This window comes from Chitinophaga sp. (genome assembly GCF_039596135.1).
Lineage (GTDB): Bacteria > Bacteroidota > Bacteroidia > Chitinophagales > Chitinophagaceae > Chitinophaga.
Window position 1 is genome coordinate 68256 of record NZ_JBCNKH010000011.1, and the last position, 24504, is coordinate 92759.

General features: G+C 44.8%; 20 protein-coding genes and 1 pseudogene. 10 read left to right on the plus strand and 11 right to left on the minus strand.

Features of this window, described 5'->3' with window-relative positions; all coding sequences use genetic code 11:
- Window positions 1-159: 159 nt before the first annotated feature.
- The 3 genes from carB to ABDW16_RS10150 form a co-directional block, all read right to left on the minus strand.
- Window positions 160-2976: a carbamoyl-phosphate synthase large subunit gene (carB, locus tag ABDW16_RS10140; RefSeq protein ID WP_343669471.1), complete on the minus strand. Its 2817-nt coding sequence runs from the start codon at window positions 2974-2976 to the stop codon at window positions 160-162.
- Window positions 2977-3482: 506 nt separating this feature from the next.
- The gene (locus tag ABDW16_RS10145) at window positions 3483-4640 is read right to left on the minus strand and encodes an MFS transporter (protein WP_343669472.1); all 1158 of its coding nucleotides are present in this window, start codon (window positions 4638-4640) and stop codon (window positions 3483-3485) included.
- 14 nt (window positions 4641-4654) lie between these two features.
- Window positions 4655-5401: a DeoR/GlpR family DNA-binding transcription regulator gene (locus ABDW16_RS10150; RefSeq protein WP_343669474.1), complete on the minus strand. Its 747-nt coding sequence runs from the start codon at window positions 5399-5401 to the stop codon at window positions 4655-4657.
- 94 nt (window positions 5402-5495) lie between these two features.
- On the opposite strand from ABDW16_RS10150, the gene ABDW16_RS10155 reads away from it, so the two are divergent.
- Window positions 5496-6017: a 5'(3')-deoxyribonucleotidase gene (locus ABDW16_RS10155; RefSeq protein ID WP_343669475.1), complete on the plus strand. Its 522-nt coding sequence runs from the start codon at window positions 5496-5498 to the stop codon at window positions 6015-6017.
- On the opposite strand, the gene ABDW16_RS10160 is transcribed toward ABDW16_RS10155, so the two are convergent.
- Window positions 6012-6488, minus strand: coding sequence for a hypothetical protein (locus ABDW16_RS10160; protein ID WP_343669477.1), 477 nt, complete (start codon window positions 6486-6488; stop codon window positions 6012-6014). The genes ABDW16_RS10155 and ABDW16_RS10160 overlap by 6 nt on opposite strands.
- 178 nt (window positions 6489-6666) lie before the next feature.
- Window positions 6667-7290, minus strand: coding sequence for a helix-turn-helix transcriptional regulator (locus ABDW16_RS10165; protein WP_343669479.1), 624 nt, complete (start codon window positions 7288-7290; stop codon window positions 6667-6669).
- A 372-nt stretch (window positions 7291-7662) separates the two neighbouring features.
- On the opposite strand from ABDW16_RS10165, the gene ABDW16_RS10170 reads away from it, so the two are divergent.
- From ABDW16_RS10170 to ABDW16_RS10180, 3 genes are all read left to right on the plus strand, one after another.
- Window positions 7663-7956, plus strand: a complete 294-nt coding sequence (locus tag ABDW16_RS10170; protein ID WP_343669481.1) for a hypothetical protein — start codon at window positions 7663-7665, stop codon at window positions 7954-7956.
- Window positions 7957-8183: 227 nt separating this feature from the next.
- Complete coding sequence (acs, locus tag ABDW16_RS10175; protein ID WP_343669483.1) at window positions 8184-10097, plus strand: acetate--CoA ligase; 1914 nt, start codon at window positions 8184-8186, stop codon at window positions 10095-10097.
- Between the two features lie 72 nt (window positions 10098-10169).
- Window positions 10170-11105, plus strand: coding sequence for an alpha/beta fold hydrolase (locus ABDW16_RS10180; protein WP_343669485.1), 936 nt, complete (start codon window positions 10170-10172; stop codon window positions 11103-11105).
- A gap of 194 nt (window positions 11106-11299) precedes the next feature.
- Here ABDW16_RS10180 and ABDW16_RS10185 read toward each other — a convergent pair whose 3' ends face one another.
- The 6 genes from ABDW16_RS10185 to ABDW16_RS10210 form a co-directional block, all read right to left on the minus strand.
- Complete coding sequence (locus ABDW16_RS10185) at window positions 11300-11887, minus strand: L,D-transpeptidase (RefSeq protein ID WP_343669487.1); 588 nt, start codon at window positions 11885-11887, stop codon at window positions 11300-11302.
- Between the two features lie 143 nt (window positions 11888-12030).
- Window positions 12031-14946 carry an insulinase family protein gene (locus ABDW16_RS10190; RefSeq protein WP_343669489.1) on the minus strand — a complete coding sequence of 972 codons (2916 nt, stop codon included), beginning with the start codon at window positions 14944-14946 and terminating at the stop codon, window positions 12031-12033.
- Between the two features lie 139 nt (window positions 14947-15085).
- A complete protein-coding gene (locus tag ABDW16_RS10195; protein ID WP_343669491.1) occupies window positions 15086-15325 on the minus strand; it encodes a hypothetical protein in 240 nt (79 codons plus the stop codon).
- A 26-nt stretch (window positions 15326-15351) separates the two neighbouring features.
- Window positions 15352-16260: an outer membrane beta-barrel protein gene (locus tag ABDW16_RS10200; protein ID WP_343669493.1), complete on the minus strand. Its 909-nt coding sequence runs from the start codon at window positions 16258-16260 to the stop codon at window positions 15352-15354.
- A gap of 52 nt (window positions 16261-16312) precedes the next feature.
- Entirely contained in the window at window positions 16313-17353 is a 1041-nt protein-coding gene (locus ABDW16_RS10205) for a hypothetical protein (protein WP_343669495.1), read from the minus strand.
- A gap of 26 nt (window positions 17354-17379) precedes the next feature.
- Window positions 17380-17865: an RNA polymerase sigma factor gene (locus ABDW16_RS10210; RefSeq protein WP_343669497.1), complete on the minus strand. Its 486-nt coding sequence runs from the start codon at window positions 17863-17865 to the stop codon at window positions 17380-17382.
- Window positions 17866-18228: 363 nt separating this feature from the next.
- Here ABDW16_RS10210 and kbl point away from each other — a divergent pair, with 363 nt between their 5' ends.
- From kbl to ABDW16_RS10240, 6 genes and pseudogenes are all read left to right on the plus strand, one after another.
- Window positions 18229-19416: a glycine C-acetyltransferase gene (kbl, locus tag ABDW16_RS10215; protein ID WP_343669498.1), complete on the plus strand. Its 1188-nt coding sequence runs from the start codon at window positions 18229-18231 to the stop codon at window positions 19414-19416.
- Window positions 19417-19485: 69 nt separating this feature from the next.
- Window positions 19486-20298 (plus strand): penicillin-binding transpeptidase domain-containing protein, encoded by an 813-nt coding sequence (locus ABDW16_RS10220; RefSeq protein ID WP_343669500.1) that lies wholly within the window; start codon window positions 19486-19488, stop codon window positions 20296-20298.
- Window positions 20299-20482: 184 nt separating this feature from the next.
- Window positions 20483-21517, plus strand: coding sequence for a VWA domain-containing protein (locus tag ABDW16_RS10225; RefSeq protein WP_343669501.1), 1035 nt, complete (start codon window positions 20483-20485; stop codon window positions 21515-21517).
- Window positions 21514-22314, plus strand: a complete 801-nt coding sequence (locus tag ABDW16_RS10230; RefSeq protein WP_343669502.1) for a tetratricopeptide repeat protein — start codon at window positions 21514-21516, stop codon at window positions 22312-22314. Before ABDW16_RS10225 ends, ABDW16_RS10230 begins: the two co-directional genes overlap by 4 nt.
- 56 nt (window positions 22315-22370) lie before the next feature.
- Window positions 22371-23255: pseudogene (gene ispG / locus ABDW16_RS10235) on the plus strand ((E)-4-hydroxy-3-methylbut-2-enyl-diphosphate synthase); the annotation flags it as partial.
- A gap of 327 nt (window positions 23256-23582) precedes the next feature.
- Window positions 23583-24314 carry a flavodoxin-dependent (E)-4-hydroxy-3-methylbut-2-enyl-diphosphate synthase gene (locus ABDW16_RS10240; RefSeq protein WP_343669583.1) on the plus strand — a complete coding sequence of 244 codons (732 nt, stop codon included), beginning with the start codon at window positions 23583-23585 and terminating at the stop codon, window positions 24312-24314.
- The last annotated feature ends 190 nt before the right edge of the window (window positions 24315-24504 follow it).

The window sequence follows — 24504 nt, forward strand, 5'->3', positions numbered from 1 at the left end:
AAAAGAAAGAGCCTGATCTTCATCAGGCTCTGATTTTTTTATATCCCACCGCATTAATTCTTCAGTTTATTCAGTGCATTAAATATGCAGTAATTGCATAAAAAAAAGAGATGCATCTTATTGAGATACACCTCTTTTTCAGAAATATGCTGTAATAACTTATTTGCTCAGATACATGCTCTTCTCTTTGTACAAGGTTCTGAAATATGGATCACGCAGGTCTTTAATAAAGCGGATCGCTTCACCTGTAGATTTCATTTCAGGGCCTAACTCCTTGTTCACACCTGGGAACTTATTGAAAGAAAACACAGGCTCCTTGATCGCAAATCCATCCAGTTTCTTCTCGATTGTGAAATCGGTCAGTTTATTCTTGCCCAGCATCACCTTGGTAGCAATGTTCAGGTAAGGCACCTGGTATGCTTTAGCAATGAATGGTGTAGTACGGGATGCTCGTGGGTTAGCTTCGATCACATACACCTGGCCATTCTTGATGGCAAACTGGATGTTGATCAAACCACGGATATCAAGTGCTCTTGCAATCTTCTCTGCGTAGTATTCCATGGTAGTTACTTCCATTGGTGACAGGTTGAATGCCGGCAGTACCGCATTACTATCGCCACTGTGAATACCAGCAGGCTCAATGTGCTCCATTACACCCATTACATGGAAGTTTTCACCATCGAAGATACCGTCTATCTCTGCCTCCTGGCAACGATCCAGGAAGTGGTCAATCAGGATCTTGTTACCCGGTAAGTGTTTCAGCAGGCTAAGTACAGAGCTTTCCAGTTCTTCTTCATTGATCACGATACGCATACGCTGACCACCCAATACATAAGAAGGACGAACCAGTACCGGATAACCTACTTCTTTTGCTACATCAATTGCTTCATCCGTATTGTAGGCAGTACCATACTTAGGATAAGGAATCTTCAGTTCTTTCAGCAGGTCGGAGAAACGGCCACGGTCTTCTGCAATATCCATGTTGTCGAAAGATGTTCCGATGATACGGATACCTTTTTCTTCCAGCTTTTTGGCCAGTTTCAACGCGGTCTGACCACCCAGCTGTACAATCACGCCTTCAGGTTTTTCCACCTCGATAATCTCCCACAAATGCTCCCAGAATACTGGTTCGAAATACAGCTTGTTCGCCATATCGAAATCAGTAGATACTGTTTCAGGATTACAGTTTACCATGATCGCATCGTAACCGCATTCCTGGATAGCCTGCAGACCATGCGTACAGCAGTAGTCGAATTCAATACCCTGACCAATACGGTTAGGACCTGAACCCAATACGATTACTTTCTTCTTCTCAGAAGGCAGACTTTCATTTACAGTATCAAAAGTGGAGTAGAAGTAAGGAGTTTTAGCTTCGAATTCCGCAGAGCAGGTATCTACCATTTTGTAAGTACGAGTGATGCCCAGTTCCTTACGTTTTGCGTATACCTCTTCTTCTTCGCAGTTACCCAGCAGGTTTACCAGCTGTGCATCGGAGAAGCCCATGCGTTTTGCTTCGCGCAGCATATCAACAGGTATTGTATCCAGGTCGTGCTCCATCAGTTGCTTTTCCAGGGTCACGATATCATTAATCTGGTGCAGGAACCATTTATCAATATATGTAAGCTGGTGCAGGTGCTTTACAGACACACCTTCCATCAGGGCATCCTTGATACGGAAAATCCTGTCCCAGGTAGGTGTCTTCATTCTTTCCAGCAGCTGCTCGCTCTTCATCTGGGATTTACCATAGTAGCCCAGACCCAGTGCATCATTTTCCAGGCTCTGACATGCCTTCTGCAAAGCCTCAGGGAATGTACGACCAATCGCCATTACCTCACCTACTGACTTCATCTGCAAACCCAGCGTCTGATCAGCACCTTTAAATTTATCGAAGTTCCAGCGTGGCATCTTTACAATTACGTAATCCAGTGCTGGTTCAAAGAAAGCGGAAGTGGTTTTGGTGATCTGGTTTTCCAGTTCATCCAGTGTATAACCGATTGCCAGTTTAGCAGCAATCTTTGCAATTGGATAACCAGTTGCTTTGGATGCCAGTGCAGAAGAGCGGCTCACACGAGGGTTGATCTCGATAGCGATAATCTCTTCAGTAGCAGGATTCAGGGAGAACTGTACATTACAACCGCCAGCAAAATTGCCGAGGTCACGCATCATCTCCATCGCCTTGTTACGCATCTCCTGGAAAGCAGTATCGCTCAGGGTCATTGCAGGTGCTACCGTGATGGAGTCACCTGTATGGATACCCATTGGATCCAGGTTTTCCACTGTACAGATGATTACTACGTTGTCTTTACTGTCACGCAGCAGTTCCAGTTCGAACTCCTTCCAGCCCAGCACTGCCTTTTCTACCAGTACTTCGTGGATTGGAGAAGCCTGCAGACCACGCTGTAAAGCTTCGTCCAGGTCATCTTTCGTGTGCACAAATCCACCACCGGTACCACCCAGGGTAAAGGAAGGACGGATTACCAGCGGGAAACCGATTTCTTGTGCAAATTCTTTACCTTCCAGGAAGGAGTTAGCTGTCTTTGCAGGCGCTACAGGAACTCCCAGCTGAATCATCCACTGGCGGAACTGTTCACGGTCTTCTGCTTTGTCGATAGCTTTGATGTCCACCCCGATCAGGCGAACATTATATTTTTCCCAGATACCCAGTTCATCTACCTCCTTACAAAGGTTCAGGGCAGTCTGACCACCCATGGTAGGCAATACAGCATCTATCTGCTGCTCTTCCAGTATCTGTTCTATACTTTCTACCGTCAATGGTAGTAAGTATACCCTGTCGGCCATCATAGGGTCCGTCATGATAGTGGCCGGATTGGAATTTATCAGGATCACTTTGATACCTTCCTCACGCAGTGAACGTGCCGCCTGAGAACCGGAGTAGTCAAATTCACATGCCTGACCAATAATAATAGGACCAGAACCAATAATAAGAACAGATTTGATAGAAGAGTCTTTAGGCATTTGCGTATTTCATTGAAAAAATTAAAACCTGGCTGATTTTCTTCTCATTCACCCGACAAAAAAATCGTGCAAAATTAAGGGTTATAAACTTTATTGTTGCAATAAACTTTGAAACGCGGCCGGATTCACCGCCTGAAATCCAATAATAGCCTGCAATTTCTCTGATGAATAATATTTAATCATATATAATTTGCCCCGCCCCGCTGCCAGATATCCAATGGTTACATATTTCACTTTTAAATAATCCGTTTAATGCCAACAGATTATTATCATGGATATCTACCGGTTATCATCAATTTACAAAATAACACCATTGCCCATTGTATGTTTGCACACATAATAATTTATTAACACCCAATTACCATCCTGAGTGGTAAAAAGGATGAAAAGACCACCGAATAAAACAAAGGGAGGCACCTGCCTGTAAACAAGTGCCTCCCCCATTAAATAATAATGTTTTTTCTTTTTGTAAGAGCTGAGGCATATCCATTCCTGGATATGCTTTTTTAATTTTTGACACGGTTGCTCATCACTGCAATGGATAAACCCATCAGGGCAATGAGAAAGAAAGACGCCCTCAGACTACTGACCTGCGCGACCAGACCAATCAACACAGGACCAAACAGGAATCCGAGATAACCAATCGTAGAAACCGCTGCCAGCGCCATTCCAGGAGTCATAGTATTACTACGTCCCGCCGCACTATACACCAGCGGAACAACAGACGATACACCAGCCCCCACCATTAGAAATCCTATGATTGCAGTTGTAAAATATGGGAATACAACTGCCAGCAACAGCCCGCCGGCAATAAGTCCGCCACTTAGCTGCATTACCCGTTTTACGCCAAAACGTAACTTCAGGTAGTCTGCCAGGAACCGGAAAGACGCCATAGTACTCATAAAGGCATTGGTACCTACTACCGCAATATTTACATGAATCACCTTTCTGAAGTATACCCCGCTCCAGTCAAACATAGCACCCTCGCAAATCATAGAGGCAAAAGCAATAACGCCAAGGATCATCAGGAACTTGTCAGGCAATACAAATAACGGCTGCTTCTCCTCACTACCACTTGTTTTATCATCATGTCTTACAACGTGATTGATATTCACCGCCAGAATAATAAACACAATTACCATACTCACCAGGAAATGCTGATAGGGCAACACATGCCATTTCTGCATGCCCCAGGCCAACAGGGAACCAGCCAGTCCCCCGGAACTCCACAATCCATGAAAGGAAGCCATCACAGACCTGCCATACATTTTCTCTACAAATACCGCCTGTGTGTTCACCGCAATATTGGCTATGTTGCCGCAAAACCCAAACACGACCAACAGTGTAAATAAAATCCATGTCTGTCCTGCCAGACCAAGAGTTGGCAGGATTAATCCATATAAAAGTCCAAACACCAGCAGAATCTGCCGGCTTCCATACTTACCGACCAATGCTCCAGCTACCGGCATAGATAATAGAGATCCTATGGGCAAAGCCAATAATAATCCACCTAACTGCCCTTCGGAAAGATGTAACTTTTGCTGAATGTCCGGAATACGGGTAGCCCAACTGAAAAAGCAAAATCCCGTCAGAAAAAATAGTGCGCTCACTGCTATGCGCGCCTGCCGCTGCTGCGGCAGGCCTGCTGTCAATACCTGGAACATATAGATAATTAAATTCAGATCACGTTAATACCTAACTCTCTGTAAGGTCCTGCCATGGCCAATCCTATCTCATCGGTTATAATCGTATCCATCTCTCTTATATCACATACTTTGTATGGCTCCGCTGTTCCCATTTTATCGCTCGTCACCAGGGCAATCACTTTACTAGCAGATTGTACCATCACATTTTTTACTGTCGCCTCATCCAGGTGAGGCCCCGTCACTCCCACTTCTGTATGCAAACTGCATACCCCCATAAAACAAATATCCGCACGTAACTTCTCGAGCATACGGATGGTTTCAATACCCGCAGTCACCTGCGAACTCTTGAAAATACGCCCACCAGTAAGAATTACGTCCACTTCCGGATGCTCCATCAATTGCATAGCAATGGGAATACTGGGTGTAACCACTGTTAGCTGTAATGCTGGAGGAAATAACTTGACAAGTGCGTAGGTAGTAGTACCCCCATCCATTATAATCGTCTGACCATTGTGCAAGAACGAGAGCGCCTTGTCAGCTATCGCTCTTTTGTCATCTTCATGAATGGCGATTCTTTCTGTAAAATTAAATGGATTGGGAGAGTGGGGAATTGCCCCGCCCCTTACTTTGATCAACAAACCATTTTGCGCCAGGGCTTCCAGGTCGCGGCGCACAGTATCTTCTGACACATTCAGGTCATTACTCAGCTCCGTATGCAACACCTTATGATCTACCCGTAACTTTCTGAGGATGTACTCAAAGCGTTCCTCTTTCAGCATATTCTTGCAATTTTCTGCAATATTAAGTAAAAACATGCAATATTTTGCTGTGAACTTTGTATTATTTGCATAACTTTGCAATAAATCGCAAAATATGGCAAGAATAGCAATAGACATGGACGGCGTGATGGCAGATACCAGCCAGCAATACATTGACTGGTACGCAGCCCGCTATGGTGAAACAATTGACATAAACTCCCTCATGGGTTTACCGGAAACTGAAGGATTTCCTGCAGGAAAGGACGTGATCAGGGGATTCCTGTACGAACCAGGATTCTTTAGAAATAAGCCAGTCATCAAAGACTGCCAGGAAGTAGTCAAAGCACTATTTGACAAACACGATGTATTCATCGTATCAGCAGCCATGGAATTTCCTCAGTCACTTGTTGAAAAACTGGATTGGCTACAGGAGCACTTTCCGTTTATTGGATGGGAACGCATTGTCTTCTGTGGTTCCAAAACCATCGTACATGCCGATTACATGATCGATGATCACGTGAAAAACCTGCAACATTTCAAGGGCGAACCGCTCATGTTTACAGCACCACACAATGTCAATATTTCTGGCTACAAACGTGTAAACAGCTGGAAAGAAGTAGGTAAGCTATTATTATAAATCTATTCCTGCTTTATTATTTACACTGTTATAAGGATAGTAGTTCGGATCTGGCGCCAACCCTTTGCGCACAGGTAAAAACAACATTTCGTTTACTCTGTGCTCAAAGGCTTCCGGGCCAGTGATCAACTCATAAGACACCGGCTCCCACAGCATATTGACCGTGGGTGAAGTAGCGCCTCCTGCTACCAGCTCAGAAACATATAGTCCTTTCAGGTCTTCCAGCAACTGATCCCTGAAAGCAGGCCACCACACATCAAGCTGCAGGGCCTCTTCCTGCACCATCAGGTATAGAACATCCGGCAATAATAAATAATCATCAACCCTGATCAGGCTATTCTCCTGATCCCGGTTCAGTCTGCGAGCCAGCACATCACAATACCGCTTCTGCGTGAGAATACCAGGCGCTCCTTTTAAGTGCATGACAATATACCACATAGGAACATCGAATGCCCCAGGCAAATAATTCATATCAGTGACATTTTTTTTAAAATCCTGAAATCGGGATTAGCAAAATGTAATTTATCGTAAAATAATAGTACAATAAAATACGCGCGATTGATGGAACTAAGAAAATGGCTCTCTATTTAATACAGAATAGGCTTTTCCAAAATAGGTCTTCTGCTAGGTTGATAAACACTGGTTTCATTTAGCCCTTTTTGGACCGGGCTTGTTTACGTAATTGTAAATTTTCTTTCTTGAGCTGCTCAAGCGCTTCTTTGGTTGAAGCATGGGTTTTCAATAACAAATTGTGCTCTTCCAGCAACTTGTAATATTTCTCTCTTAAAGCGAGCATCTCATCATTATCAGCAATCCTGGTATCATCCAGCGATCCGGGATGCAGAAAACCGGTGGTACTTATTTCAAGTGCCCTGGAAACCTTGTCCAGTTCTTCACTCCCAAACTGTTCTTTATCAAACAGATTGTACATGGTTCGCCTCGACATTCCCAGCCGCTTGGCTAACCTTGTTTTGTTCAACCCCCGTTCGCTGATAAGTTCCATCAATCTGTGACCGTGATGTAATACCGAGGAAGCAGGAGGCTTTTCGCCATTGATGACAGAAACACTGTTCCATTCATAGAATTCTTCCGGCGAGATACTGATGATCTCACAGAACTTCTCTAATGTACTTCGTTTCATATCGCTTTTTCGTAGATGGTAATGGGCTATTTGGTTCGTGAAACCGGCCATATCAGCAAAGTCAACAATCTTAACCTTTTTCTGTTTTAAGATTTGCTTCAGGCGCTGGCCCATATGGATTAACCTGGACATGTATGCTTGATTTTACTAACTGTTTATCGCTTTTAGGTGCAATTCATACAATATAATAATAATTTCCATTTCATTTTCCTAATTGCTCCTTCATATAGACAATATAGTTACGTCATACTTAGAGGGATAAAGTGACAAACTCCGTTCTAAATCAAGCAGTCTTCCATCAAATTCGGGGCAAAATGTTGACATTTACAAGCTATATAAATTTATAATAACAAGTCTTTTAATAATTTATGAAATTTGTGTGCATATTTTACGCCATTTATAATTTTATAAATACATTTGTTAATACGTGCACGGCTTTTATACTAATGACATCAAAACCAGCAAGTTGCAATCAATTGTCCCAAGGTATAAAACCAAATCAAAATGTCAAAATCAAATGGCACCGAAGCAGTCAATCTCATGCATGACTTGCACACAAGAATGATTAATCTGCCTCTTACATTCCGCCAACGCGTTTGCATCGAATGTAACTGGAGCGTTCCGACCTTCTATCGTAAAATGCGCCCGTCGTTCAGAACGGTCAATGGAGAGAAAGAACAGATCAACCCTTTACTCAGTAATGCAGAGAAAGAGAAGATCATTGCAGTATCAGACGAAGTGTACAAGGAATTCTGGGAATACTGCGAGAAGTATCGCAAAAGGAATGGAAAGCACTAATTGCCCCTTTCCTCACCTGTAGTTTTTGCCTCCTGTCCGGAGGGTATTCACTACCTCCATAAAAGGTCGTAGTGAAAGGCATATCAGTTATTCCCCTTTTTTTACGTTAATATTTACTTATAAACGGCTAATCACTACCACCGTATTCCTCAATTTTATTAAATTTAAGCTGCACATATTACGCGCACGTTATTACTTATTGACCAACACAAAAACTGATTGCAGCCATGGCTTATCCTTACCAGATCAGAAGCTTAGAAGAGTATCAACAGCAATATCAGCAGAGCGTCATGGACCCCGAGGGATTTTGGGCGAATGTAGCTGATCATTTTTATTGGCGCCGCAAATGGGATAAAGTCCTGGAATGGAATTTCAAAGAACCGAACGTTAAGTGGTTCGTCGGTGGCAAACTCAATATCACCGAAAACTGCCTCGACCGCCACCTCGGCTCACTGGGAAACAGGCCCGCCATCATCTGGGAGCCGAACGATCCGGAAGAACATCACCGCGTTATTACTTACAGAGACCTGTATAACAAAGTTTGCCAGTTCGCAAACGTTCTCAAAAATAATGGTGTTAAAAAAGGAGACCGCGTCTGCATCTACATGGGTATGATCCCTGAACTGGCTATCGCCGTACTGGCCTGCGCCCGCATCGGTGCCGTTCACTCCGTGGTATTTGGTGGCTTCAGCGCTCAGTCTATCGCTGATAGAATTCAGGATGCCCAGGCCAGCCTCGTTATTACCTGCGATGGCGCCTTCCGTGGCAATAAAGATATTCCCCTGAAATCTGTAATCGACGATGCACTCATCGCCTGCCCTTCCGTAAAGAAAGTAATCGTATGTACCCGTACACGTACTCCCGTGAGTATGATCAAAGGCCGCGACCTCTGGTGGGAAGATGAAATCAAACAGGTAGAAACCCTGGGTAACCCTCCCTGCCCTGCCGAAGAAATGGATGCAGAAGACATGCTCTTCATCCTCTATACCTCCGGCTCTACAGGCAAACCTAAAGGTGTCGTACACACCACCGCAGGCTACATGGTCTATGCCAATTATACATTCGTCAATACCTTCCAGTACCAGCCAGGCGAAGTATACTTCTGTACTGCAGACGTTGGCTGGATTACTGGTCATAGCTATATCATCTATGGCCCGCTCAGCGCAGGCGCTACCACCGTTATGTTCGAAGGAGTGCCTACATGGCCTGATGCAGGCCGCCTGTGGTCTATTACCGACAAATTCCGTGTCAATACACTCTATACCGCCCCTACCGCCATACGCAGCCTCATGGGTTACGGTCTGGGACCTGTAAACCACAAAGATCTGAGCTCCCTGAAAAAACTGGGTAGCGTGGGTGAGCCCATCAATGAAGAAGCATGGCACTGGTTCAAGGATAACATCGGTAAAGGACGTTGCCCAATCGTAGATACCTGGTGGCAAACTGAAACCGGTGGTATCATGATCACTCCAATAGCCGGCATCACACCAGAAAAACCAGGTTACGCTACACTCCCACTGCCAGGCATACAACCCATTCTCGTAGATGAACGGGGCCAGGAAATCACTGGCAACAATGTGAATGGTAACCTCTGTATTAAATTCCCATGGCCAGGCATGCTCCGCACTACCTACGGCGACCATGAACGCTGCCGTACTACCTACTTCGCTACCTACGACAACCTCTACTTCACCGGCGATGGTTGTCTCCGCGATGAAGATGGTTACTACCGCATCACCGGCCGTGTGGACGATGTATTGAATGTAAGCGGACACCGTATCGGTACCGCCGAAGTGGAAAACGCCATTAACATGCACGCCGGCGTGGTAGAAAGCGCAGTAGTAGGATATCCACACGATATCAAAGGACAGGGTATTTATGCCTTCGTCATTGCAGAAAAAATGGTGCACGATCCTGAGCTGACCAAGAAAGACATCCTGCAGACTGTATCCCGCATCATTGGCCCTATTGCCAAACCAGATAAGATCCAATTTGTAAACGGATTGCCTAAAACCAGGTCAGGTAAAATTATGCGTCGTATTCTCCGCAAAATCGCCGAAGGTGAAATGGAGAACCTGGGCGACACTTCTACCCTGCTGGATCCGGCCGTAGTAGATGAAATAAAAAGAGGAAAGCAATAATAAAACACAACAATGCTTCTGCCACTGGCAGAAGCATTGTTTTAAGTAAAAAAATCCTATACCTTGTTCCCCATGAAGCTGCTTAAACGTACCCTCATTGTTCTCTTCATTGCACTCAATATTGTTGCTGCCTTTCATGCTTATAAATTCACTCACTTCTATGCTCCCGGTACTACAGATAACCGTAAGCCTGAGCAGATGGATGCACTCGGAAAACTAAAAATCATCTTATTGGGTGTGCGCATGTCTAAAACCGTTGCAACCACCAAACCAGATACTGCTTACATTCCTGTTAATCTGCCTACTTCCAATGGCCTGCACCTCTCCTGCTGGTATATACCTGTACCTGGTTCCAAAGGCACTGTATTGCTCTTCCATGGTTATGGTGGCAACAAAGGTCCCGGTCTCTCAGAAGCAGCCTGGTTTCGTCATTTAGGATATAGTACTTTCCTCACTGACTTCAGGGGGCATGGCAATAGCGAAGGCAATACCTGCACAATAGGCTACAAAGAAGCAGATGATGTTAAAGCTGCTTATGATTATATCAGCAAACAGGATAAAAAACCAATCATCCTCTGGGGTGTGAGTATGGGAGCTGCAGCCATCATGAGGGCGGTACCCACCTATCACCTGCAACCACAGAAAGTAATCCTGGAGTGTCCCTTTGCAACCCTTACCGATGCAGTGAAGAGTCGTATGCGTGCAGTCAATCTACCAGAGACACCCCTCTCCCAATTACTGACAATTTGGGGCGGTCTGGAACAGGGGTTCTGGGGGCCAGGGTATCAACCTGCAAAAGAGGGAGAAAAGCTGAAAATGCCAGTATTACTCTGCTGGGGCGAGCACGATATCAGGGTCACCAGGCAGGAAACGAATGCCGTTTTCAAACACCTCGGTAGCTCACAAAAACAACTGGTTGTATTTACCCAGTCTGGTCACCAATCTTTTTGCAGACACGAAGAAGCTAAGTGGAAAAAAGCTGTTGCCACTTTCCTGGCCGCAAAATAAAAAAGCATGCTTCACCCGAATGAAGCATGCCTTCACAAGACCAATACCCGCCTTTATGTTAATTCATGACACCAGCCACAATAAGTTGCTAATGTCACTACAATGCTTAACGTAAAGCTTGTAAGATCTACTAATAGTTATGTTGTATAGCAATACAAATTTAATATCTCTTACTGCAATGATACTTGCAGCTCTTATTTTCTGATTACAACCGGCGTACCTACTTTGATCACTTCGTACAGCTCAGTCACATCATTATTCTTCATACTTATGCAACCCAGCGTCCAGTTGATGCGCTGCTCCACATAGTTGTCACGGATACCGGAATTCCACTCCACACCATGAATACCAATACCACCACCAGGTGTAGCCGCTGAAGGCAAATATCCTTCAGTCTGCAGGCGATGAAAACGCTCCATAGACGCTTCATTTGGATAGTCCAGCAACATAAACCGGTTCCATAACTTATCGAACCGTTTACTCTGTATATGGAAAGTTCCCTCCGGCGTCAACCGGTCCCCTTCTTTGCACTTATCAGACTGATCATTATTACCAAATACTACCTTGTAGATTTTGCGCAGCGTTACATCCTCGTATAAGTAAAGCCTATAGTCACTTTTGTCTATCAGCAGAAAAATTTTGTCAGGGTCTATATTCCCTGGATTCACTTTCACTGAATAAAGATAACCGTCATTGTTAATGTTAGTAGTAATGGTAGTTTTAAATCCTGATACTGGCACATACAGTAATACCAATAGTAGTAACAGGCAATAGCGATTCATTTTCACAGGGTATTTAGCTGGTTACTTAACGTTGAGCGTCAATTCTTTATTGCAATGGGTTAAAAAAATTGACTTCGCAAAGGTAAATAAAAAACCCTCCGGCACCATACATGGCACCGAAGGGCTTATCTTTTCAGGCAGAATTAGTAACCGAATACTTCTTCCAGCGTTAATACTTTCACATCTCCATACTTCTTCAGGTCGTCCAGGTTCACACGCTTGTCTGATGCTACCACGCAATAAGTATATGGCTTGTTAGCCAGCTCTTCGTCATGGAATTTCTTCACATCGTCAAAGGTGATCTTGTCAATCTTTTCGTATACCTGCTTACGGTTATCTTCCTGCAGACCCAGTTTCTGGTCAGCCAGGTAAGTGAAGATAATACCATCCTGTGTGATCCTTTCTGTTTCAATATCCTGTTTCAGACTCTGTCTTGCAGTTTCAAACAACTTGTCAGAACGAGGAATATCATTCAGCAATTCATTCATACCGTTGATCGCATCATTCATCTTATCTGCCTGGCTACCTACGTAAGCAACAGTCGAATAACGCGCACCTTTTTTATCAGGCGTAGAATAGAAAGCATAAGTAGAATAAGCCAGTGCTTTGGATTCACGGATAGTCTGGAATACAATTGATCCCATACCACCACCAAAGTATCCGTTGAACATACTTACCAGCGCTGTCTTGTCAGGATTGTATGCTTCATTATTCCTTACCCAGTTTACCTCTGTCTGTACCATATCATAGTTTACAAACAGTACCTGGTTCTTAGCCTGATCTATTTTATCAAATTTCTGCTGAGGAGGAGTTTCCTTCCAGGAAGCAGGAATTACGTGCTCTTTTTGTACAGCAGCAATCATTTCATTCATGGACTGTGGGCCATAATAGATCACCGTGTGTTTATAGTTACCCAGTGAGTGCAGCATGTCTGTGAGCTGGCTGGCAGTTACACCATCCAGGTCAGCCTGACTCAGGGCATTGTTGAAAGGATTCTTAGCACCATACATAGCATAGTTAGCCAGGCCTTTCATGATATTGCCCTTATTCAGCTTGCTGTCTGTACGGGATTTGCCAATACGGCCTTTCAGTGCAGCCAATGCATCTTCGTTCACCTGGCAATGTGTCAACAGGTGCTCAAACAGGGCGACAGCCTTATCAAAATTCTCCTGTAAACCAGAGATAGCAATCACTGTATTTTCATTGCCTGAAGAAACCGTAAAGCTACATGCAATGTTGTAGAACTCCCTGCTGATCTGCTCAGAAGTATATTTATCAGTGCTCAGGAATTGCAGGTACTGTGCAGCCAGTGGCAACAGTTTATTGTTCCAGCTACCCATGTCAAAACGGTAGTACAGGCGGAACAAGCCATTGTCTTTATTCTGTACATACAGTACGTCTGCCTGACCAGCTTTGCCTTTCTGAATATCCTTGTCGAAATCCAGCCACTGTGGTTGTACGGAGGTAGCAGGCATTGCATCTACTTTTTTCAGGAAAGCAGATTGATCATTGCGGTTGATCTCAACCGGGGTAATCGTAGGTTTTTCTACCTTTTCAATATTCTTGTCTTCACCCTTACGTTTGTACAGCAATACGTAGTTGTTATTAAAATATTTATTGGCGAAATCAACGATCTGCTGCTTGGTTACCTTGCCCATGTTATCCACATAGGTTACATCAGACAGCCAGTTCTGACCTCTGTGCTTAATAAAACCATCCATCAGCGAAGTAGCACGGTTGTTATTGTTTTCCAGCCCCTGCAATTCAGACAGCTTGGCATTGTTCACGATAGCCTTTACCAGGGTTTCGTCGAACTGGCCTTTCTTCAGAATTTCCAGCTGCCCTAACAACAGGTCTTTCACCTGGTCCAGCGTTTGACCTTGCTTAGGCTTACCACTCAGTTGGAATACTGCATAGTCTTTCCAACCCATTACACCAGCGCTGGCGCTCAGTACTTTTTGTGCCTTGTTAATATTCAGATCCAGCAGACCAGCTTTACCATTGTTCATGATTTCAGAAATTACACCCAGCAGCACAGACGATTTAGTATCCAGTGCACCAGGCATACGAAATGCAATCATTACATTTTCAGCATCCGGACCTACTACTTCTTTCACGATAGGCGCTTTGATAGGCGCTTCTACAGGAGCCTTGTATTCGGGTACTGGTTTAGCCTTCATGTAAGCGAAGTCTTCATCAATTTTCCTGATTACATAATCAGGATTGAAATCGCCCGCCATTACGATGGCCATATTGTTAGGCACATAGTAAGAGTTGTAGAACTGACGGATCGCCTTCAGAGAAGGGTTCTTCAGGTGCTCCACTGTACCGATAGTGCTCTGCTGACCATAGTTATGGGTAGGGAACAGGGAAGACAGCATCAGCTCATAAGACTTACGGCTGTCATTGTCCAGACCTCTGTTCTTTTCTTCATATACAGCTTCCAGCTCTGTGTGGAAGAGACGGAAAACAGGATCTTTAAAGCGTTCTGATTGTACAGCAAGATATTTGTCGATGGCATTGGAAGGAATATCTTCCTCATAAATGGTTTCTTCCACCCAGGTATGTGCATTGGTACCCTGTGCCCCCATACCGGTCATCATTTTATCGTATTCGTTGGCAATGGCATATTTAGCAGCCAGACCAGATACGCTGTCTATCTTGTGATAGATGGTTTTGCGGGCAGTAACATCAGTTGTATGATTGTAAGTATCATACAGGCTTTCGATATTGTCCAGGTAAGGTTTTTCCTTAGCCCAGTCCAGGGAACCAAATTGCTCGGTGCCTTTAAAAAGGAGGTGCTCCAGGTAGTGAGCAAGCCCAGTGTGATCATGAGGGTCATTGTTACTACCAGCTCTTGTGCCGATGAGGGTCTGAATACGAGGATCTTTTTTGTTGACGCTCAGAATTACAGTCAGACCATTTTTCAAGGTATAGAATCGGGCCTGCATGGGGTCATTGGTGATATACTTATAAGTATATCCGCCTGATTTGGCCTCCTTCCATTCATACTTCTGCTGGGCAATAGACAGTTGGATAATGCAACTGGCTAGCAGCATTAAAAAAATTGTTTTTTTAACGAGGTTCATTTGTTGGTTTTTGAATAAAAACCAAATATAACGGTAATGTTCAATTTCCTACCAACTGGAAATTGTTAAAAGGAGTATAAAGGTGAGCAGCGGACGGGGTTCTCCTGTCCTATCTCAAAATGAAGAGATCCTTTTTCAGCAGCAGAATAGAGTCAGCATAATGCCTGTTAGCAGCATTGGCTATAAAGATAGGTGCAGGCGAACGTGATTCTTTCTGAGCCAGACCATCCTGACCAGGATTCGAATCTGGCCCATGACCATAGATCTTTACACCTACTATCCTCTTATCACATGAGTGGGCCCAGATAATAAACCCGGTACAAACCATAAACGTAATGAATGAGCGCATACTAACACATATTTGATCTGCAGTACTTAAAAACCATTGAAGCGTAATCCCACTGAAAATGGGTATTGCTCAAGACCGTAATCATGTAATGGCGTCAATGCAAAGTTGCCATACAGCTTAACAGGACCATATCCCACATCTCCGGTAATACTGAGTCTCCATTTATTAAGGTTAAAATCGTCAACTTTCTTTACCTTTCCCCGTTCCTTGCTTATCTGCTTTGTACGGGCTTTTACAAGGTAACCACCCATAATACCCATGCTCATTTTGAAAGCACGCGAAGGGCGGGCGGGATTGCTGTTAAAATTCAACATGACCGGCACACTCAAATACTCTACAAACAACTTATTCTTTGAAAAGCTCACGGTATCCCTCATAATAGTAGTTGGATAACCGGGAACGTAAGTAATATTACGGGCAAAACGATAGTTGTTCATCTCCACCCCCAGCGAATAAATCAGGTTCAGTTTATGCCTGTATATGTTCAGCCGCTGTTGAAACAACCAGATATTGACATTTACCGACTTGCCGGCGATCAACTTAAACTCCGATGGCGTGAGTGGTGAACTCCCCGTTCTGGGGGCCAGGGTATTTAACCCGGCTGCTGAATAGGTGTATGACTTATTCAGCTCGTCATAATATATATCACTGGGTGAACCATAAAGGGCGTATGCAGCAGCCCCGTTATAATCACTCCGGTCTATATAATTATTATATCCCAGGTCCAAAACGAACCAACGTGTTTGTAAATTGCGTTTCAGTTGAGTACGGGCATATGCGGTATCATTATATACCTTAAAGATGCGCTTGCCCTTGGCATCTTTTCCCTGTACAATAATCAATCCTTTCACCTGGATAGTGTCGGCGGTCTGGGCATGAACACCGGCGCAGATGAAAAGCAATAAAATTAAACAGCGTAATACTTTACACTTCATATTGATAGTTCTTACATCTAATATTGCCGTCCTGACAACAGCATTGCTCTGCTTATTTTTTCTTTTTGGAAAAGAATCGCGCTACGTTTGCGACTCCATTTAATATTTTACTATCTCCTCTCATTGTCACTGACACAACAAGTTCTCCCTGAACGGGCCTGGACGCTTCCGTTACCCGGGTATTCATGGCATCTTCTTTATTGCTATCCGATTTGGCGATTACCGGTGCTTTATCAGTTTCATTAGATATTCCTGCGTTAGCAATTTGCTGCTGTTCCTTTTGATCTTTCAGCTGCTGCACGATCTCGCTGGTTGTGCTTTCAGGCTGAGGCAGCTTGTTCAGAGCTACAGAAGCCGGGTTGTCTTCCTGCTTTGTGATGACTGTTGCAGCAGGAGCTTGTTGAGGAGCTGATGGCACAGGCGTTTCATGTTGCGCTGGGACAGGTCGGGTGCTCGCTATCTGTGGAGCACTATTATTTACAGCCAGCTTCTCTATTGCTGATTGCTGAGGTATAGGTGCCGAAGGGGTGGATACAGCTGGATGCTGATGTTGCACCGCCAGTTCAGTACCCTGATCTTGTGTTTCTCTATTACGCGGAGGGAGAGTTATCACCGCCACTCCTGCTACCACCGCTGCCGCGGCAGCCCACCACCATATACCACGTACACGCTGCGTATTTCTATAGAGCGTTGACTTATCTCCAAATTTAACGGTTAAATCCGGCTTCAGCCTGGATGCCTCCAGCAGACGCAGCTCCTGGCTGATATGTGGATGTTGCTGAGCAAGCGCTTCAATCTTTTGTCTGTCATCCCTGTTCAGTTCATTATCTATATATTCCAGCAGGAAGCCTTCATAGTTTCCGACAGAAAGTGTATTGGCGTCCGATTGCCTGTACAACATTTCCTTACCATCAAAGCGTAGTTCGCTATCAGGCACTATACGCGCCGATTGCAGCAAGAGTAATTCCTGCCTGTATTTCGGGTGCTGCTGAAGGAAAACCTCCAACGCGACCTGCTCTTCATCATTTAATTCACCATCTACGGCACTCAGCAGGTACTCCTCATAGTTAGATATGTCAATATTTATCGCCAAAGTCTGATAAATAATTAATAATCAGATCAAATTACATTTTCAATTTTGCCAAGATACTGCTTCAGATGCAACCTTGCCCTATGCAGGTATACTTTTACCTGGGATGGGTTCAGCTGCATGATCTCTCCTATCTCCTCATAACTGTATCCCTCATAGTCCTTTAACAGAATCAGGGACCGTTGTACATCAGTTAGCTTATCCAATGCCTTCTCCAATACTTTCCTGGCGTCGTTCACTTTCTGCTCGCTGATCCTTGTCTCTTCCTTGAACTCGTCCACCAGCGTAATCCGCTTTACCTTACGGACATGGTCGATCATATTGTGGTAAGCTACTGTAAAGAGATAAGACTTGGCCTTTTCAAAAGGCACATCTATACAATGTTTCCACAATATTTCAAACGCATTCTGTACCACGTCTCTCGCATCCTCTGTATGATCGAGGTTCTTTACTATAAACCGGAAGAGATTATCCGCGTACAGATCCACGCATTTGTTGTACTCCTTTTCCGTCATCCAGGTGTTGCAGGATTTTTAGTGCTAATGTCCGACAATTACTTTTAACGCAATCTCTTCCTCTTGTCGTGCCCAACTACGTACCATAATTTTCTGCTATATTTCCCCGCTTTCTCCGGATGGCAGCATTCCCGCGGGCGCTTAAGCCATCTTTCACTACATACAGCGCGGAAATATTCAGTCCGGATCATTACTCCTGGGTAAACAGGATCAGGGTGCAGACATTATTATGACGCAGAGCTTTAACCAAATGTTACAGCCCCGTCAAACTTTTTATAGAACTGTCAGAATTCGCTCCCCAGGTCCCCGAATCGTAATACATTTATTGCCATAACTTTGAACCCGGTTACAAAATCTGCTACTATGAACGAAAAATTCATTGCCCGCCTGCAGGAGGAACTAAATGAGATCCGTACTGCCGGCCTTTTTAAAAACGAAAGGATTATCACCTCTGAACAGGGTGCCGAAATCCAGGTAGGTGGCAATACAGTTCTCAACTTTTGCGCCAACAACTACCTCGGCCTTTCCAGTAACCCCAAGGTGGTGCAGGCTGCAAAAGATGCGATCGATACACATGGATATGGAATGAGTAGTGTGCGCTTTATATGCGGTACACAGGATATTCACCGGGAGTTGGAGCAAAAAATTGCACAATTCCTTGGTACTGAAGATACTATCCTCTACGTTGCGGCTTTCGATGCCAATGGAGGTGTATTCGAACCCCTGTTCAATGAGCAGGATGCCATCATCTCCGATGCCCTTAACCATGCTTCTATTATAGATGGTGTCCGTTTGTGTAAAGCACAGCGCTACCGCTATGAACATAATAATATGGCTGACCTCGAAGCCAAACTGCAGGAAACTGCCGGTCTTCGCAGTCGTGTCATTGTCACAGACGGTTCTTTCAGCATGGACGGCACCATTGCCCAGCTCGATAAGATCTGTGACCTGGCAGATAAATATGATGCCATCGTAATGATCGACGAAAGCCATTCTTCCGGCTTCCTGGGCAAAACCGGCCGCGGTACCCACGAATATAGAAACGTAATGGGTCGTATCGATATCATCACTGGTACGCTTGGTAAAGCACTCGGTGGTGCATCTGGTGGTTTCACCAGCGGTAAAAAAGAGATCATTGACATGCTCCGTCAGCGTAGCCGTCCTTACCTCTTCTCCAACTCCGTTGCTCCCAGCATCGTAGGCGCCTCTATAGCTGTGCTGGATATGCTTAGTTCTACTACCGAACTTCGCGATAAACTGGAATACAATACCAAATACTTCCGCACCAAAATGACAGAAGCTGGCTTCGACATCAAGCCAGGCGATCACCCGATCGTTCCGGTGATGCTGTACGATGCCGTGCTCAGCCAACAATTTGCCGAAAAACTACTAAAAGAGGGAATCTACGTCATAGGCTTCTTCTTCCCGGTGGTGGCAAAAGGTCAGGCACGTATCCGCGTTCAGCTGAGTGCCGCTCACGAACAGGCCCACCTGGACAAAGCCATTGCTGCCTTTACCAAGGTAGGAAAGGAACTAGGTGTGATTAAATAATTCAGAAGCCCGCCTCCCAGGTGGGCTTCTTCCTTTTATATATTACTTTTGCAGGATCAAAATTTTGCTATGATGAAACAAACCGGTTGGCTGCTACTGCTGATGGCGATCCTGGTGAATGCCTGCGCACCGAACAATGTCCATATTCAGAAAGAATGGGAAAAGTACTTTACCGAAAATAAGGTAGAAGGCACCTTTATGTTGTTTGACAACGGACAGGGCTCTTTTAAGGTATATAATATTGACCGTGCCAAAGAACGCTTCCTGCCGGCTTCCACCTTCAAGATCTTCAACTCCCTGGTTGGCCTGGAAACCGGTGCGATCAAAGATACTGCCACAGTTATTCCCTGGAATGGCGTACATCACCAGGGAGCAGATTCAGTGTGGGATCGTAACCTGAGCATGCAACAGGCTTTCCACTTATCTGCAGTTCCTTACTTCCAGGAGGTAGCCCGCCGCATTACCAAACCTGTAATGCAGCACTGGCTGGATACCGTGAAATATGGCAACATGAAATTGAGCCGTATCGATACCTTTTGGCTGGACAATAGCCTCCGCATTTCTCCTGACGAAGAACTGGGCTTTGTGAAAAAACTCTACTTCGATGAATTGCCTTTCCATAAACTGTCTATGCAATGGGTACGTGCCGTAATGCTGATGGAAAAAACACCTAAGTACGAACTTAGCTACAAAACCGGCTGGGGCCAGGAAGGTAAAAAACAAATCGGCTGGATGGTAGGTTGGATTGAAGAAAATGGACATCCTGCCTTCTTTGTTCTCAACCTTGAAACAGATAATCCGAACATTGACATGGAAAAAGTGAGAATGAATATCACGAAAAGCATTCTCCAGGACGCCGGTTATCTGGAAGGACACAAATAAATAATTTGGGAAAAGGGTCGCTAAAACGACCCTTTTTCATGCCTGAAAAAATCACTTGACTCTGTCAATCAATTCGTTGCTTCGGTCAACAACCCTGCCCGGTTCTCCCGCCTACGTTAAAAATCTCCTAAATCCTTACCTCATAATAGTGTAAAACGTACTAAAAAATTTATATTTGATCCCTATGATGTTACGTTTTCAGCATAGCGAATATTTATGGGCCTTAGCACTGCTGCTGGTATTGCAACTGGCATTCATCAGCATTTCCTGGTGGAAGCGCAGCTCAATCCGCAAATTGGGTGACCCTGTACTGGTAGAGAAGTTATTCACTGGCTACTCCCGCCGGCGTTTTGCCTTCCGCTTCCTGCTCATTTTCCTTGCCTTCTTTTTCGGCGTTCTGGGATTAGCCAACATCCAAAAAGGAAGCCGCATGGAAAAAATTACCCGCAAAGGGGTGGATGTTGTCATTGCGCTGGACGTGAGTAAGAGTATGCTGGCCGGCGATGTAAAACCCGACCGCCTTACCCGCGCCAAACAATTAATTTCCAAACTGGTTGATAAACTGGATAACGACCGTGTTGGCCTCGTTGTATTTGCTGGTAATGCTTACCTGCAAATGCCCCTGACCATCGATTACTCCGCCGCCAAAATGTACCTGAGCACCGTAAGTCCGGATATGATCCCTACTCAGGGTACAGCTATCGGTCAGGCCATCGCGGTGAGTGACGACGCCTTCAATAAGAAAGAACGAAAACACAAATCACTCATCATTATCTCCGATGGGGAAGATCATGACGAAGCCGCCATTTCAAAAGCAAATGCAGCTTTCGACGCCGGAGTGGTGATCAATACCATTGGTATTGGTTCTACTACCGGATCTCCATTGCCCGATCTTGAAACCGGCACCTACAAAAAAGATAAAGATGGAAACACCGTCATCTCCAAACTGAATGAAGATGAACTGAAATCTATCGCTGCCGCAGGTAAAGGCATTTACGAACACCTGGATAATAATACTGAAGAGGTAGTGAACTCACTGATCCATAGAATAGATAGTATGGAACAGAAAGAGTTCGGAGAGAATATTTTTACAGACTACAATAGTTATTTCCAATATTTTCTCGTTATTAGCTTAATACTGCTGGTAGCTGAGTTCTTTATTCCGGAAATAAAGCGCGGCACCCGTGCCAATGTTGTTACTGCTACAGAAAAACCATGAGAAAGAATAACCTGACATATCACCTGTTGCTGACTGGCATGTTCCTCTGCATTTGTAGCTATTCCTTCGCACAGAATGGTAATAAGTACATTCGTAAAGGCAATGAGCTGTACGCAAAAAAGCAATACACCGATGCTGAAGCCAACTATAAGAAAGCCCTGGATGTAAACCAGGCATCTGTAGAAGGCAGGTATAACCTGGGTAACTCCATGTACGAGCAAAAACGCTATGACGATGCCCGTGCCCAATACCTGAACAGCTTCAAGATGGCGCCGAACAAAACACAGAAAGCCGATGCCAGCTACAACATCGGCAACACCTTTATGGAAGGAAAAAAATGGGAAGAAAGCATTAAAGCCTACAAAGAAGCCCTTAAGATGAACCCTTCTGATGAACAGGCGCGTTATAACCTTGCCTATGCCCAGGCCATGCTGAAAAAACAACAGCAAGGCGGAGGAGGAAATGATAATAAGGATAACAAAGACCAGCAGAACAAGGATAAGAACAAAGACAAGAATAAAGACAATAAGGATAACCAGGATAAAAAAGATCAAAATAAGGATCAACAGAACAAGGACAACAAGGATCAGAATAAAAATAACAAAGACCAGCAGAATAAAGACAACAAAGACCAGAACAAAGATCAGCAGGACGAAAAGCCACAACCCCAACCCAGCAAACTGGACAAGCAAGAGGCAGAGCGATACCTGCAGGCTTTAGGTCAGGAGGAAAAGAAACTGCAGGACAAAATGAAAAAGGCCAAAGGACAAGTTGTGCCTGTCGATAAGGATTGGTGATTTAACATCCCACGTGATGCTTTTTGTTACCTTTGTCCTGGATATTTTTTCGAACTATGCAGTTATATTGTAATTCACTGACGGAGTATAAACGGTTGGCTACGCTGGAAGTTAAGGTAGGAGATTTGTTGATAGGGAATTTTAACCCTGTGCGTATCCAGACCATGACGACTACAGATACAATGAACACCCAGGCTACTGTAGAGCAGGCCATCCGTTGTATCGAAGCGGGCTCCGAACTGGTGCGTATCACTGCGCCCAGCAAAAAAGAAGCAGAAAACCTGCTGCCCATCAAAAACGAACTGCGTAAAAGAGGCTATCATACTCCCCTTGTGGCCGATATTCACTTCACTCCCAATGCCGCTGAAGTAGCAGCCCGCATCGTGGAAAAAGTGCGTATCAACCCCGGCAACTTCGTAGATAAAAAGAAATTTGAGACCATCAATTATACAGACAGTGAATACCTGGCTGAAACAGACCGTATTCGCAAGCAATTCACCCCGCTGGTGAATATCTGTAAAGAATATGGTACCGCTATGCGTATCGGTACTAACCATGGCTCCCTCAGCGATCGCATCATGAGCCGCTATGGCGATACCCCTATGGGTATGGTGGAAAGCGCCATGGAGTTTCTCCGCATCGCAGAAGACCTCAGCTACCGCAACATCATCCTGAGCATGAAAGCCAGCAACCCACAGGTAATGGTACAGGCTTACCGCCTGCTCATTCAGACCATGCAGGAAGAACTGGGCCATTGCTACCCGTTGCACCTTGGCGTAACAGAAGCGGGTGATGGCGAAGACGGTCGTATCAAATCTGCCGTTGGTATCGGTACCCTGCTGGAAGATGGTATTGGCGATACCATCCGTGTCTCGCTCACAGAAGATCCGGAATTCGAATTGCCTGTATGCCGCGACCTGGTAAAACGCTATACTAACCGCCAGCACCACACACCAATTCCTCCTGTTGAACAGGTACCTTACTCTCCCTTCAATTACAAACGCCGCGAATCTGTTGCCTTCAGCAATGTAGGTGGCAAGCAGGTACCAGTGGTAGTAGCTGACCTGGGCGACACCCAAAATATTTCACCTGAAGACCTGAAAGGCATCGGCTATAATTATGATGCAGCTACTGACAAATGGAATATTGCCGATGCAGCGGCAGACTACCTGTTTTGCCGTGAGGTGCTTTCATTTGCATTGCCAGGCACACTGAAAGTGATCGTTCCCGGCACCACCTGGGAAACCGCTGAAGACAAGGAAAAATACATGCCGCTCTTCTCTGCCGAAGAGTTTATACAGGCTAAGAATACTTCTGCAGTACTGAACTTTGTAGATATCAATACCGGTGTTGCATTGACAGAAGAACTACTCCTGCAATTGAACAATGGTAAACCGGTAGTGCTTTGTCTGCATTCTTCCAATCAGCATGCAATGCCTGAAATACGTAGGGTATTCATGACCCTGATACAGCAAAATGTACAGTTGCCGGTTATCCTCCGCTGCCTCGCTGCTGAGCATACCAACGATGAGCACCTCATTCACTACGCTACTGAAACCGGCGCCTTACTGCTCGACGGCTTTGGCGATGGTTTATGGCTGGTGAAAACAGATACTGCCGCAAGTACAGTAGATCGTACATTGCTGAACAATGTAGCCTTTGGTATTCTACAGGCTACCCGAACCCGGATTTCTAAAACTGAATATATCTCCTGCCCCTCCTGTGGCCGTACCCTATTCGATCTGCAGGAAACAACTGCACGTATCAGGGCAGTGACCAATCACCTCAAAGGAGTGAAAATCGCCATCATGGGCTGTATTGTAAATGGTCCCGGCGAAATGGCTGACGCTGACTTTGGCTACGTAGGCAGCGGCGTTGGTAAAATCACCCTCTATAAAGGCAAAGAAGTGGTAAAACGCGGATTGAACAGTGATGTAGCTGTAGATGAACTGATAAACCTGATCAGGGAAAACGGCATGTGGGTAGAAACAAATAACTAAAATAAAAAAGGGCTGTTGTGAACCAACAGCCCTCGCATATCAATGCGCGTTCTTGAGGTTAACGGACGAACTAAAATCACAGTAGGGGTTATATATAGTCAGACAATCGATGCATCATTTTCTCGAACATTCAATAAGTTTTTGGGGTTAATTATCTTATTGTCAGGTGATACAAAGGTACGTCTGACAA